Genomic DNA, 13,827 nt, shown 5'->3' with positions numbered 1-13,827 from the left:
AGCTTCCGCATGCCCCAGTACTTCCGAGACCTCGGCACCGCGCTCGAATGGCGGGCCAGGGGCGAGACGCTCCGAGTCGAGGCGTGGGGCTCCGACGCGGTCCGCGTGCGCGCCACTCCCGCCGGTCCGCTGCTCGACGACCTCCCCGGCGCGTTGCTCGGCACGCCACCGGACGGCGGCCCGGTGGAGATCAAGATCTCCGAGCACCACGCCACCCTCGTGCACGGCACGCTCACCGTGCGCATCGACGCCGGCACCGAAGGCGCCCTGACCCCGGAACTGGGAGCGGCCGCCGGCACGCTGACGTTCACCAGAACCGAGGACGGCACCGAGCTCCTCGCGGAGGAACCAGCCCACTTCTGGTGGCCAGGGCCGCGTCTCGCCACCGCGACGGGCAACGGCCATCACCGGCTGGAACAGCGTTTCCGCGCCTACCAGGGAGAACGGCTCTACGGCCTCGGCCAGCACACCCACGGCATGCTCGACCAGAAGGGCGCGGTCATCGACCTCGTCCAGCGCAACGCCGAGGTCACCATCCCGTTGCTGATCTCCGACCGCGGCTACGGCCTGCTGTGGAACTCGCCCGCGATCGGCCGGGTGGAGCTCGCGGAGACCGGCACCCGCTGGGTGTCCGACAGCGCCCGTCAGATCGACTACTGGATCACCGCGGGCAGTCCCGCCGACGTGCTGCGGCGCTACGCGGACGTGACGGGGCATTCGCCGGAGCTTCCCGAGTGGGCTTCCGGTTTCTGGCAGTGCAAGCTGCGCTACCGCACCCAGGAGGAACTGCTCGAGGTCGCGCGCGAGTACCGGCGGCGCGGGCTGCCGTTGTCCGTGATCGTCTGCGACTTCTTCCACTGGACGCACCTCGGCGAGTGGAAGTTCGACACCTCCGAGTGGCCCGACCCGGCGGCGATGGTCCGCGAGCTGGACGAGATGGGCGTCAGGCTGATGGTCTCGGTCTGGCCCTCGATCAGCCCGGCGAGCGAGAACTACCACCCCATGCTGAACCAGGGCCTGTTCGTCGGCACCGAGTTCGGGCCGATGGCGCACGCCGACTGGCCGGACAAGGGCCTCGGCGCCTACTCCGCCCAGGTCGCCTTCTACGACGCCACCAACCCCGAGGCGCGCGAGTACGTCTGGGAACGGATCCGGCGCGGCTACCACGACCTCGGCATCTCCGTGTTCTGGCTGGACGCCGGCGAACCAGAGCTCAAACCCGGCCACCAGTACAACCTGCGCTACCACGCGGGTCCCGGTCTCGAGGTCGGCAACCTCTACCCGCGCGAGAACGCCCGGACCGTCCACGAAGGACTGACCGCGGCGGGGGAGACCGAGATCATCTCGCTCAACCGCTCCTCATGGGCGGGCGCGCAACGGTACGGCGCCGCGCTGTGGTCCGGTGACATCGGCACGGACTTCGCCACGCTGCGCACGCAGATCAAGGCCGGGCTGAACGTGATGATGTCCGGCATTCCCTGGTGGACGACGGACATCGGCGGTTTCCACGGCGGTGACCCCGACGACCCCGCCTACCGCGAGGTCCTCGTGCGCTGGTTCCAGTACGGCACCTTCTGCCCGCTGTTCCGCCTGCACGGTTTCCGCGGCGACGAGCAGGTGCTGGAGCCCGCGATGACCGGGCTGGCCAACGAGGTCTGGTCCTACGGAGAGGAGGCGTACGAGATCCTCGCCGGGCACCTGCGGCTGCGGGAACGCCTGCGCCCCTACGTGATGGCGCAGATGCGCACGGCCTCCGAGACCGGTGTGCCGCCGATGCGGCCGGTGTTCCTGGAGTTCCCGGACGACCCGGCGGCGTGGCGCGTCGAGGACGCGTTCCTGCTCGGCCCCGACCTGCTCGTGGCTCCGATCACCGAGGCGGGCGCCCGCGAGCGTGCCGTCCACCTGCCCGCCGGCGCGCGATGGACCGACGCGTGGACCGGCGAGGAGCACGAGGGCGGGCAGACGGTCACCGTCGCCGCGCCGCTCGACCGCATCCCGCTGTTCCTGCGCGACGGCGCCAGGCTGCCCGTGTGGGAGGAGGCGTGATCGCGGATCGGCTGGGCGGCCTGGCTTTCGGTGGCGACTACAACCCCGAGCAGTGGGACGAGCGGGTGTGGAAGGAGGACGACGAGCTGATGCGCGAGGCCAGGGTCAACCTGGCCACGGTCGGCGTCTTCTCCTGGGCCCTGCTCGAACCGGAAGAGGGCCGCTACGACTTCGCGTGGCTCGACGCGCACCTGGACCGCCTGCACGCCAACGGGGTCTCGGTCGACCTGGCCACGCCGACCGCCTCACCGCCGCCGTGGTTCACCTTGGCTCACCCGGACGCGATGCCGGTCACCCGTGAGGGCACCAGGCTGGTCCACGGCAGCCGCGACACCTACTGCGTCAGCGCCCCGGCCTACCGCGAGGCGGCCCGGCGCATCGCCTCCGCGCTCGCGGAACGCTACGGCGACCACCCGGCGGTCGCGTTGTGGCACGTGCACAACGAGTACGTGACGTTGTGCTGGTGCGAGCACACCGCCGCCGCGTTCCGGGTCTGGCTGCGCGCCCAGCACGGCTCGCTGGACGCTCTCAACGAGGCGTGGGGGACGGCGTTCTGGAGCCAGCGGTACGGCAGCTGGGAGCAGGTCCTGCCGCCGCGCGCCACCCAGTGGCACCGCAACCCCGGTCTCACGCTGGACTTCAGCCGGTTCTTCTCCGACGAGGTGATCGCCGCCTACCTCGAGCAGCGGGACGCGATCCGCACGCACAGCGACCGGCCGGTGACGACGAACATGATGCAACCCGGCTACCAGAACGTCGACCTGTGGGCGCTGAGCCGCGAGGTCGACCTGGTCGCGATCGACCACTACCCGGATCGGCCGGGTCTCGACGCGGCGGCGGACGTCGCGTTCGCCGCGGACCGGGCCCGCTCGTTCGGGAACGGCAGGCCGTGGCTGCTGATGGAACAGGGCACCAGCACGGTCTACGACCAGGGCCGGACGTTGGCCAAGGAACCCGGCGAGATCCTGCGCCACTCCCTCGGCCACATCGCGCGCGGCTCCGACGGGGCGCTGTTCTTCCAGTGGCGCCAGTCGAAGGCGGGCGCCGAGCAGTGGCACTCGGCGATGGTCCCGCACGCCGGTCCGGACAGCCGCGTGTTCGCCGAGGTGAAGGCGACGGGCGAGGCCGTGTCCCGGCTCGGTGCGCTCGCGGGCTCGACCGTGACCGCCGACGTGGCCGTGCTGCACGACTCCGATGCCTGGTGGGCGTTGAGCTCGGACGGCCTGCCCTCGTCCGGGCTCGGCTACCACTCCGCACTGCGAAACGCGCACCGGGCGTTGTGGGACAACGGGGTCGTCACCGACTTCGCGCATCCGGAAGCAGACCTGAGCCGCTACCGGCTGGTCGTCGCCCCGGCGCTGTACCTGCTCTCCGACGCGGGCGCGGAGAACCTGCGCCGTTACGTCGTCAACGGCGGAACGTTGCTGGTCCAGTACTTCAGCGGGGTCGTCGACAGTCGCGGGCACGCCCGGCTCGGCGGCTATCCCGCCGCCCCGCTCCGCGAAGCGCTGGGCATCCGGGTCGAGGAGTACCGGCCACTGCGGCACGAGGAACGGATCGTCCTTTCGGACTCCTCGCACGGCACGGTCTGGAGCGAGTCGGTGCGCGCACAGGGCGCGGAGACCATCGCCACGTACACCCACGGCGCGCTCGCCGGTTCTCCCGCGCTGACCCGGAACCGTTGCGGCGCGGGCGATGCCTGGTATCTGTCGACGCGGCTCGACGACGCGGACCACACGGCACTGGTGTCCCGGCTGCTGGACTCCGCCGGCGTCGGCCCGACCCTGCCCGGTCTGCCGCCGGGCGTCGAAGTCGTTGTCCGCCAAGGTGAGGACGGCCGCCGCTGGCACTTCGTGCTCAACCACCGCGCCGAACCCGTGTCCCTGCCCGATCCCGCCCACGACGTGCTGACGGGCGGACCGGTGCGGGAGCTGCCACCCGGCGGGTGCGCTGTGCTGGAAGGAGAAAGCCCGCTGTGACGATCCCCGTGATCCCGGGAATGCACCCCGACCCGAGCGTGTGCCGGGTGGGGGAGGACTACTACCTGGTGTGCTCCAGCTTCGAGTACTTCCCCGGCATTCCGGTCTTCCACAGCCGGGACCTGGTGCGGTGGAACCAGATCGGCAACGCCCTGGAGCGTCCGAGCCAACTGCGCCTGACCGCGGAGACACCGTCGTCGGCGGGGATCTACGCGCCGGCGCTGCGCCACCACGACGGCCGGTTCTGGCTGGTCGTCACGAGCGTGAGTCACGGCAGCGGCAACATGGTGTTCACCGCCACCGACCCGGCCGGTCCCTGGTCCGATCCGGTCCCGCTGCCCGGTGTCGGCGGCATCGACCCCGACCTCGCCTGGGACGACGAGGGCAACTGCTGGTGCACGGTCGCCGGGGTGCTGCAGTACCGGGTCGACCCGGCCACCGGTGAGACGTTCGGTGAGCCGCGACGGCTGTGGTCCGGTACGCCCGGTGCCAAGGCGCCGGAAGCACCGCACCTGTACCGGATCGGCGACCACTGGTACCTGCTGATCGCCGAGGGCGGCACCGAACGCGGCCACGGCGTCTCGATCGCCCGCTCCTCGTCGCCGGACGGCCCGTTCGAGCCGTGCCCCGCCAACCCGATCCTGAGCCACCGCGGCACCGACGAGCGCGTCCAGAACACCGGTCACGCCGATCTGGTGCAGGCACCGGACGGCGCGTGGTGGATGGTGCTGCTCGGTGTCCGGCCCGGCGGCGGCACCCCCGGCTGGCACGTGCTCGGCCGGGAGACCTTCCTGGCGCCGGTGGCCTGGGTCGACGGCTGGCCGGTGGTCGGGGAGCTGGCGTCCGGCGCGCCCGGTTCCCCCGCGCCGGAACGGGACGACTTCGACCTGGCCGAACTGCGGCCGTGCTGGGTCTCCCTGCGCGACCGCTCCGAGCGTCACTGCACCACGAAGGAACGCGCGGGCTGGCTCACGCTGCACGCCCGAGGGTCCGGAATGGACGATCCCGCCGTCGTGTTCGCCGGGCGCCGCCAGCAGCACCTGTCCTGCCTCGCCCGCACGCTGCTGGACCCGTCGGAGGGTCGCGGTGGCCTGGCGGTCCGGCTCGACGAGGAACACCACTACGAGATCGAGGCCGGGCAAGGGGAGGTACGCGTTCTCGCCCGCATCGGACCGGTGAGCACCGTGGTCGCCTCCCGGCCGGTGCCGGAGGGGCCGCTGGTTCTGGTCGTGCGCGTGGAGGAGGCCCGGGACCTGCGGGACGCGCGCTCCGGGCCCGACACCCTGTCGTTCGGCGTGGAGGAACCCGGCGGCGCCTTCACCGCACTCGCCACGCTCGACGGCAAGTACCTCTCGACCGAGGTGGCCGGTGGGTTCACCGGCCGCGTCATCGGCCTGTACGCCGCGGCGGGCACCGTCCACTTCGACTGGTTCGAGTACCAGCAGCTCGACTGATTGCGAGGGTTCATGTTCGGATCACGCAGGAGAGTGCACGCGGTTCTCGGCGCGGTGGTGGCCCTCGTGGCCACCGTCGTGCCGGCGACGGCGTCCGCGGCCGCCGAGACCGGCTGTGAGATCACCTATTCGGTGAAGGGCCAGTGGCAGGGCGGCTTCGTCGCCGACGTCGCCGTGACCAACCGCGGCGCGGCCCTCGACGGCTGGGAGCTGAGCTGGGAGTGGCCGTCCGGCCAGCAGGCGGGCCACGGCTGGAACGCGAAGATCACCGAGTCCGGTCAGCGGGTCACGGCCGGGAACGTGCGGTACAACGCGAAGATCGCGACGAACGCGACGGTGAGGTTCGGCTTCAACGGTACCTGGGCGGCGGCCAACACAGCGCCGTTGTCGTTCTCCCTCAACGGGGTCACGTGCGTCCACGGCGGCCCGCGCCTGAGCGCGACGCAGCACACCGCAGCGATGCAGCCGGGGTGGAACCTGGGCAACACCCTCGACTCGACGGGCAGCGACGAGACGTCGTGGGGCAACCCGCGCATCACGGAAGCCCTGCTGGACAACGTGAAGGCGCAGGGCTTCAAGAGCGTGCGCCTGCCCGTCACGTGGAGCGCGCACCTCGGGCCTGACCACGTGATCGAGCCGGCGTACCTCGCCCGCGTCAAGGAGGTCGTGCGCTGGGCGTTGGCCCGCGACCTGTACGTGATGGTCAACATCCACCACGACTCGTGGCAATGGATCTGGACCATGCCGGCGGAGCACGACAACGTGCTTGCCCGGTTCAACGCGATCTGGACGCAACTGGCGGGCGCCTTCGCCGAGTTCGGGCCCAGGCTGACGTTCGAGAGCTGGAACGAGCCGCAGTTCACCGGGAGCACCGGCAAGCCGCAGGAGATCGCGCTCAACAGCGAGCTCAACGCGTCGTTCCACGACATCGTGCGGCGGTCGGGCGGCAACAACGCCACCCGCCTGCTGGTCCTGCCGACCCTGCACACCTCGTCCGAGCAGACGTACGTCGACGCGCTGGTGGAGCAGATCCGCGGGTTCGCCGATCCCAACCTGATCGCGACCGTGCACTACTACGGCTACTGGCCGTTCAGCGTCAACGTCGCCGGTGGCACGCGCTTCGACGCGACCGCGCGGAAGGACATGACCGACATGTTCGACCGCGTGCACGACAGCTTCGTCGCGCGCGGCATCCCGGTGATCATCGGCGAGTACGGGCTGCTCGGCTTCGACCGGCACACCGGCACCATCGAGCAGGGCGAGAAGCTGAAGTTCTTCGAGCACCTCGGCTTCTACGCCCGCACGAAGAAGGTCACCACCATGTTGTGGGACAACGGCCAGCACCTGAACCGCACCTCGGGGCAGTGGAACGATCCCGAGCTCTACGCGCAGATCAGGTCGAGCTGGACGACCCGCTCCGGCACCGCCCACACGGACCAGGTGTTCAACGAGAAGTCGAGCGCCATCACGGCCAAGACCATCGCGCTCGACCTCAACGGCACGAAGTTCACCGACCTCTACCACGGGTCTACGAAGCTGACGCGCGGCCGTGACTACACGATCTCGGGCGACCAGCTCACCCTGACCGCGCCCGCGCTGACGAGGCTGAGCGGTTCCCGGGGCTACGGCACGAACGCGGTGCTGACGGCCCGCTTCTCCCAGGGCGTGCCGTGGCGGTTCCACGTCATCACCTACGACACCCCGGTGCTGTCCAACGCTTCCGGGACGACGGACGGGTTCGAGATTCCGACGGCCTTCCGCGGTGACCAGCTCGCCACGATGGAGGCCAAGTACGACGACGGCACCAATGCGGGGCCGCACGACTGGACGTCCTTCAAGGAGTACGACCGGACCTTCCTGCCCAACTACACCGACGGACGCACGACCCTGACGCCGGACTTCTTCGCCGCCGTCAGGGAGAACGCACGGGTGACGCTGACGTTCCACTACTGGAGCGGCCTCAAGGTCACCTACTACGTCGTCAGGTCGGGCAGTTCGGTGACCGGCACGACCGCCTGACCGGGCGAACGGCGTCGAACGGGATCGTTCCCCCGTTCGACGCCGTTCGACACTACCCTTGGCCTCCAACGAGGTTCCGTGTTCGCGCAGCCATCCACAGTGGACTCAAGGAGCACAGGGTGTACCGGTTCAAGCCGGCGGCGGCCGCCGTCCTCACCGCCGCACTGACCGCGGCCGTCACGATCAGCAGCGTCCCGCAGGCCGGAGCCGCCGCGGGCTGCCGGGTCTCCTACCAGGTGACCCACGAGTGGCAGGGCGGCTTCAGCGCGGACGTCAACCTCACGAACCTCGGCGATCCGGTCACCGGCTGGCAGCTGACGTGGTCGTTCGGCGCCGGCCAGACGGTCACCCAGCTCTGGAACGGCACGGTGCGCCAGTCCGGCGCGCAGGTCTCGGTCGACGACGCGGGCTACAACGGCTCGCTCGGCACCGGCGCGAGTGCCGGGTTCGGCTTCGTCGGCGCCACCAACGGTTCCGCCAACCCCGTGCCCGCCGGCTTCACGCTCAACGGCACGGCGTGCACGGGCACGGCACCCGCACCGGACCCGCTGGAGCAGGCGCACACCGCGGGCCGGGTCACCTCGTCCGGGCAGTACACCTGGCCGGGGATCTACTTCGAGGGCCGGTTCCGGGGCACCGGCGTCGGGATCGTCCTCAACGACTCGGTGAACGACTACGACGTGCAGATCGACGGTGCGACCGTCGCGACGCTGGTGACGCCGGGCAAGACGACGTACCGGGTCGGGAACCTGAGCAACACCGAGCACCGCGTGCGGCTCGTCAAGCGGACCGAGAGCACCTGGGCGGCGGGGGAGTTCGGTGGCTTCGTCGCCGCGAACGGCGGGGCGATTCTCGCCAGGCCCGCGGCAAGGACCCGGCAGATCGAGTTCATCGGCGACTCCCTGACCGCGGGCTACGGCAACCTCTCGACCACCCGTGACTGCTCCGCGAACGGCGGCGTCACCCGCAACACCAACACCGACATCAGCTTCGGCGCGCTCGCCGCCAAGGCGCTGAACGCCGACTACCAGGTCAACGCGTTCTCCGGTCTGGGCATGGTGCGCAACTACAACGGTCACACGCCAGGAACCAGCTACCGCACCTACTACGACCGGGCGTTGCTGCACGTCGACGGCGACGTGTGGCGCAACCCCGGTACGTGGCGGCCGCAGCTGGTCGTGGTCGGCCTGGGCACCAACGACTTCTCCACCGCGCTCAACCCCGGCGAGCAGTGGCCCACCCCGGACAGCCTCGTCACCGCGTACAAGTCCGCGTACCAGGGCTTCCTCGACAGGTTGCGCACCCGGTACGGCCCGGCCACGACGATCGTCGTGAGCGTCCCCGAGGCCTCCGGCGCGTTCGCCGACGCCGTCCGCCAGGTGGTGCAGGACCGCAACGCCCAGGGCGACAGCCGTGTCCGCCACTGGAACTACAGCGACCCGGCGCTCGACCGGCTGGGGTGCGACTGGCACTTCTCGGCGCGCGACCACCGGTTGATAGCGGGGAAGCTCGGCGAGTACCTCGCCACGCTTCCCCTCCCGTGGTGACGGCTACTTCGGGTCGAGCACGAACACCGGGATCTGCCGGTCGGTCTTCACCTGGTACTCGGCGTAGTTCGGGAAGGCTGCGACGGCGCGCTCCCACCACTCGGCCCGTTCGGCGCCGTCGACCTCGCGGGCGACGTAGTCCTTCGCCTCGGTGCCGTCCTGCAGGACGATCTCCGGGTGCGCCTTGATGTTGAAGTACCAGGTCGGGTGCTCGGGCGCGCCGCCCTTGGACGCGACGACCGCGTAGCTGCCGTTGTGCTCCACGCGCATGACCGGGGTGTAGCGCAGGGCGCCGCTCTTCGCACCGCGCACGGTCAGCAGCACGATCGGCCTGCCGACGACCTTGATGCCCTCGGTCGTGCCGGTCTCGAGGATCTTCTTCGTCTGCTCCTGGACCCACTCGGTCGGGCTGAGCTTCACATCTGCCATGTCCACGATCAACAACGCCGGGGCCGGTCTCATTCCCCGGCGCGGGCGAACTGCAGGGTCGTGGCCTGGACCGCGTCGGGCCTGACCGGCAGCGCGTTCACCACCAGACGTTCGCCGTGGACGTCGGTGACCGCGATGGCCCCGCCGCACCCGGCGCCGTTCTCGGAGAGGAAGTAGTTGTACTCGGCGCGTTTCAGCTGCCGCCACTGCCCGCCCGCCTGGACCTCCAGCCGGGCCACGGGGTTGCGGTGGTCGAGGACCTGGATCCCGCACCAGTACTGGCTGGACCCGGACTTGTAGCGGATCGCGATGGTCTTGGACGTCTCCGGGCTGACGAGGGACCAGGTGATCGGGATCTCGCCCTTCACCGGAGGTGCCAGCATGGCGAACGCCTCCGCGCTGAGGTCCAGCTGTCCTGGACGGCACGGCGCGGGGCAGAGGTTCGTGATCCGCACCGTGATGCTCTTCCCGCCGGCCTGGACCAGGACGAACGCACCGCACGCGGCGGAGTTCTCGTAGTCCGACTCGTTCATCGCGGCGGTCAGCGGATCGGGGCCGGGGTCGTACGAGCACGCGCCGCCGCCGTCGGAGTCGTAGAACGTCGCCACGCCCTTGCGCTGCTCACCGGGCTTGATCTTCCCGGCCAGGGGAGCGCCCTGGGGCGTCTTGGCCGGGCTCGGGACCGACGTGGTCACGGCCGTGGTCGTCACGGGAGGGGCGGTGGCGGGCGGGGTGGTGGTCGTGGGTGCGGCGCTCGGGCCGGCCACGGCCGTGCCCGCGATGCCCCGCGGATCACGCAGCACCACCACGCCGACGACCGCCACCAGCAACGCGACCACGGCTAACAACAACAGGCGGGTGCGTGTCACCGCCGGACTATAGTCCGCTGCACGGCGATGAACACCAGGAGCAGAACGCCGATCACGATCTTGGTCCACCACGAGCTGAGCGTGCCCTGGAACGAGATCAGCGTCTGGATCGTGCCGAGCACCAGCACCCCGGCCAGCCCGCCGAGCACGTAGCCGACCCCGCCCGCCAGCAGCGTTCCGCCGATGACGACGGCCGCGATGGCGTCGAGCTCCATGCCGACGGCGTGCAGGCCGTAGCCGGACAGCATGTAGAGGCTGAACAGCAGACCGGCCAGCGACGAGCAGAGGCCGCTGATGACGTAGACGCCCACCTTGACGCGCGTGGTCGGCAGGCCCATCAGCAACGCGGACGACTCGCTGCCGCCGACCGCGTAGACCGTGCGGCCGAAGCGCGTGCGGTGCAGGACGTACATCGCGGCGGCGACGACCAGCAGCGCGATCACGACGTTGTAGGTGATGGTCACGCCGCCGGGCAGTTCGATCGCGGCGGTGGCGACGTCGCGGAACGTCCTGTCCTTGATGGACACCGACTCCACGCTGATCAGGAAGCACAGGCCGCGGGCGAGGAACATGCCGGCGAGCGTGACGATGAACGGCTGGATGTCGAACTTGTGGATCACCAGGCCCATCAGCAGACCCAGCGTCGAGCCGGTGAGCAGGACGGCGACGATCACGAGCGGGACGGGCCACCCCGCCTGCAGACCCGACGCCGTGACCATTGTGGACAGTGCGACGACCGAGCCGACGGACAGGTCGATGCCACCGCTGAGGATCACGAACGTCATGCCGGCGGCGAGCACGATGAGGAAGGCGTTGTCGATGAACAGGTTCGCGATCACCTGGCCGGACGCGAACCCGTCGTAGCGTGCCGAGCCGACACCGAACGCGAGGACGAACAGCGCGACGGTCGCGAGCACCGGCAGGAACCGCGACGGCACCCGTTGGGCGAGAGTGGTCATGAGACGGCCACCTTCCGGAAGCTCAGTGCGGCACGGGCCTTCGGTGCCTGGACCAGGCACACGGCGATGACGACGATCGCCTTGAAGACCAGCGTCACCTCCGGGGCGACGCCGATCGTGTAGACGGTGGTGGTGAGGGTCTGGATGATCAGCGCGCCGAGCAGCGTGCCGGTGAGCGAGTACCGTCCGCCGGCCAGCGAGGTGCCGCCGATGACGACGGCGAGGATCGCGTCCATCTCGATCCACAACCCGGCGTTGTTGGCGTCGGCCGCGCTCACGTTGGAACTGATCATCAGCCCGGCGATGCCCGCGCACACCGCGGCGAACACGTAGACGGTCCAGATGATCGTGCGGGACCGCACCCCGGCCAGCCGTGAGGCCTCCGGGTTCACGCCGACCGCCTCGATGAGCATGCCGAGCGCCGTCCGCCGGGTCACGAACGCCACCAGCCCCAGCACGAGCAGGGCGATCAGGATCGAGACCGGCAGCACCACGAACCCGGCGCCGACCTGGCGGTAGGCGGTGTTGTTGACCGTGACGATCTGTCCCTCGGTCACCAGCATGGCCACGCCGCGTCCCGCGGTCATCAGCACCAGGGTCGCGATGATCGGCTGGATGCCCAGCCCCGCCACCAGGAACCCGTTCCACAACCCCAGAACCGCGCAGAGCACCAGCGCGATCGCCATGCCCGCGAACGCCGTGGAGGCGCTGCCCGACGTTCCGATGTGGACACACGTCACGGCACCCGCGATCGCCGCCACCGCGCCGACGGAGAGGTCGATGCCGCGGGTGGCGATCACCAGCGTCATGCCGAGGGCGATCAGCAGGGTCGGGGCGCCGTTCTTCAGCACGTCGACCAGGCCGCCGTAGAGGTGGCCGTCCTGCATGCGCAACGCGAAGAAGGACGGCGTCACGATCAGGTTGAGCAGCAACAGCGCGACCAACGCCAGCAGCGGCCACAGCAGTTTGTTCTTCACGACACCACCTTCTCCGGCGTAGCCCCGCCCGCGATCAGTTCGACGACCTCGTCGACGCCGGTCACCGAGCCGTCCAGCTCGGCGATCTTGCGCCGGTCGCGCAGCACGACGATGCGGTCCGCGATGCGCACGACCTCCTCCAGTTCCGCGGAGATGAACAGGATCGCGGTGCCTTCCGCGGCCAGCGTGGTGACGAGCTGCTGGATCTGCGCCTTCGCGCCGATGTCGATGCCTCTGGTCGGCTCGTCCAGGATCAGCAGCCGCGGTTCGGTGACGAGCCAGCGGGCCAGGAGGACCTTCTGCTGGTTGCCGCCGGACAGGGTGCGCACCAGCGCGTCCGGGTTGGCGGGCCGGATGTCCAGCGCCTTCAGATACTTGTCGACCAACTGGTCCTTGGTCTTGCGCGGCAGCGGGCGGGTCCAGCCGCGGGCCGCCTGCATCGCGAGCACCAGGTTGTCGCGGATCGAGAGGTCCGCGACGAGGCCTTCGCCCTTGCGGTCCTCCGAGCTGAACGCGATTCCCGCCGCGATCGCCGACCGGGGGCCGCGCAGGCGCAGTGGTTTGCCGTCCACGAGCAGCCGGCCGGAGTCCGCGCGGTCGGCGCCGAAGAGCAGCCGGGCGAGTTCGGTGCGGCCCGACCCGAGCAGACCGGCGAGGCCGACGACCTGGCCCGCGCGGATCTCCAGGTCGAACGGTTCGATCGCGCCGCGCCTGCCCAGGCCCGTCGCCGCCACCAGCACCGGGCCCTGGGCCTGGCGCTCCTCCGCGGCGTGCTCGATCGCCTCCAGCGTGCCGAGGTCGCGGCCGATCATCTGCGCGATGAGCGTGCGCCGGTCCACGTCCGCGGTGAGGTGTTCGCCGACGAGGGTTCCGTTGCGCAGCACCGTCATCCGGTCGGAGATCTCGTAGACCTGGTCGAGGAAGTGCGACACGAACAGGATCGCCACGCCCTCGTCGCGCAGCACGCGCATGATCCGGAACAGCTCCGCGACCTCGCCCGCGTCCAGACTGGACGTCGGTTCGTCGAGCACGAGCACGCGGCAGTCGATCGCGATCGCCCGCGCGATGGCGACCAGCTGCTGCACCGCGATCGGGTGCTCGCCGAGGCTCGACGCCGGGTCGATGTGCACGCCGATGCGCGCCAGCACCTCCGCGGCACGCCGTCGCATCGCCGGGAAGTCGATGCCGCCGAACCTGCGGGGTTCGCGGCCCAGCAGGATGTTCTCCGCGACCGTGAGGTTCGCGCAGAGGTTGACCTCCTGGTACACCGTGCTGATCCCGGCGTGCTGGGCCTCACCGGGGGAGGAGAACGCCACGTCGTCGCCGGCCAGCACGACCTGCCCGGTGTCGGGGCGGTGCACGCCGGTCAGGGTCTTGATCAGGGTGGACTTCCCGGCGCCGTTCTCGCCCATGAGGGCGTGCACCTCACCGGGGAACAGCCGGAAGTCGACGTCCTGCAACGCCTTCACGCCGGGAAACGCGAGGCTGATGCCCCGCATCTCGACGACAGGTGGCGGTGACTCGGTCATGGGCCCTGGCTCTCGTCGT

Annotated in this window: 10 protein-coding genes; 5 read left to right on the top strand and 5 right to left on the bottom strand. The window is 70.3% G+C overall.

Features of this window, described 5'->3' with window-relative positions:
* Nucleotides 1–9 precede the first annotated feature (9 nt).
* The 5 genes from BM417_RS09275 to BM417_RS09255 all read left to right on the top strand — a co-directional run bounded on the left by BM417_RS09275 (nucleotide 10) and on the right by BM417_RS09255 (nucleotide 9,045).
* Nucleotides 10–2,046: a glycoside hydrolase family 31 protein gene (locus BM417_RS09275; protein ID WP_093590001.1), complete on the top strand. Its 2,037-nt coding sequence runs from the start codon at nucleotides 10–12 to the stop codon at nucleotides 2,044–2,046.
* Nucleotides 2,043–4,025, top strand: coding sequence for a beta-galactosidase (locus tag BM417_RS09270; RefSeq protein ID WP_218164406.1), 1,983 nt, complete (start codon nucleotides 2,043–2,045; stop codon nucleotides 4,023–4,025). Before BM417_RS09275 ends, BM417_RS09270 begins: the two co-directional genes overlap by 4 nt.
* Nucleotides 4,022–5,479, top strand: coding sequence for a glycoside hydrolase family 43 protein (locus tag BM417_RS09265; RefSeq protein ID WP_218164405.1), 1,458 nt, complete (start codon nucleotides 4,022–4,024; stop codon nucleotides 5,477–5,479). Before BM417_RS09270 ends, BM417_RS09265 begins: the two co-directional genes overlap by 4 nt.
* Nucleotides 5,480–5,545: 66 nt before the next feature.
* Nucleotides 5,546–7,498 (top strand): cellulase family glycosylhydrolase, encoded by a 1,953-nt coding sequence (locus tag BM417_RS09260; RefSeq protein WP_245821800.1) that lies wholly within the window; start codon nucleotides 5,546–5,548, stop codon nucleotides 7,496–7,498.
* A 119-nt stretch (nucleotides 7,499–7,617) separates the two neighbouring features.
* Nucleotides 7,618–9,045 carry a cellulose binding domain-containing protein gene (locus BM417_RS09255; protein WP_093589995.1) on the top strand — a complete coding sequence of 476 codons (1,428 nt, stop codon included), beginning with the start codon at nucleotides 7,618–7,620 and terminating at the stop codon, nucleotides 9,043–9,045.
* Nucleotides 9,046–9,048: 3 nt separating this feature from the next.
* On the opposite strand, the gene BM417_RS09250 is transcribed toward BM417_RS09255, so the two are convergent.
* The 5 genes from BM417_RS09250 to BM417_RS09230 are packed head-to-tail and all read right to left on the bottom strand — an operon-like array spanning nucleotide 9,049 to nucleotide 13,808.
* Entirely contained in the window at nucleotides 9,049–9,474 is a 426-nt protein-coding gene (locus BM417_RS09250) for a nitroreductase family deazaflavin-dependent oxidoreductase (RefSeq protein WP_093591027.1), read from the bottom strand.
* 29 nt (nucleotides 9,475–9,503) lie between these two features.
* Nucleotides 9,504–10,343 carry an expansin EXLX1 family cellulose-binding protein gene (locus BM417_RS09245; RefSeq protein WP_245821799.1) on the bottom strand — a complete coding sequence of 280 codons (840 nt, stop codon included), beginning with the start codon at nucleotides 10,341–10,343 and terminating at the stop codon, nucleotides 9,504–9,506.
* Nucleotides 10,340–11,302 (bottom strand): galactofuranose ABC transporter, permease protein YjfF, encoded by a 963-nt coding sequence (yjfF, locus tag BM417_RS09240; RefSeq protein ID WP_093589992.1) that lies wholly within the window; start codon nucleotides 11,300–11,302, stop codon nucleotides 10,340–10,342. Before yjfF ends, BM417_RS09245 begins: the two co-directional genes overlap by 4 nt.
* Entirely contained in the window at nucleotides 11,299–12,279 is a 981-nt protein-coding gene (locus BM417_RS09235) for an ABC transporter permease (protein WP_093589989.1), read from the bottom strand. Before BM417_RS09235 ends, yjfF begins: the two co-directional genes overlap by 4 nt.
* A complete protein-coding gene (locus BM417_RS09230; RefSeq protein ID WP_093589986.1) occupies nucleotides 12,276–13,808 on the bottom strand; it encodes a sugar ABC transporter ATP-binding protein in 1,533 nt (510 codons plus the stop codon). Before BM417_RS09230 ends, BM417_RS09235 begins: the two co-directional genes overlap by 4 nt.
* Nucleotides 13,809–13,827 lie beyond the last annotated feature (19 nt).

This window comes from Lentzea waywayandensis, assembly GCF_900115955.1.
Lineage (GTDB): Bacteria > Actinomycetota > Actinomycetes > Mycobacteriales > Pseudonocardiaceae > Lentzea > Lentzea waywayandensis.
The sequence above is the reverse complement of the archived record's forward strand: the minus strand, read 5'-3'. Positions and strand labels throughout refer to the sequence as shown.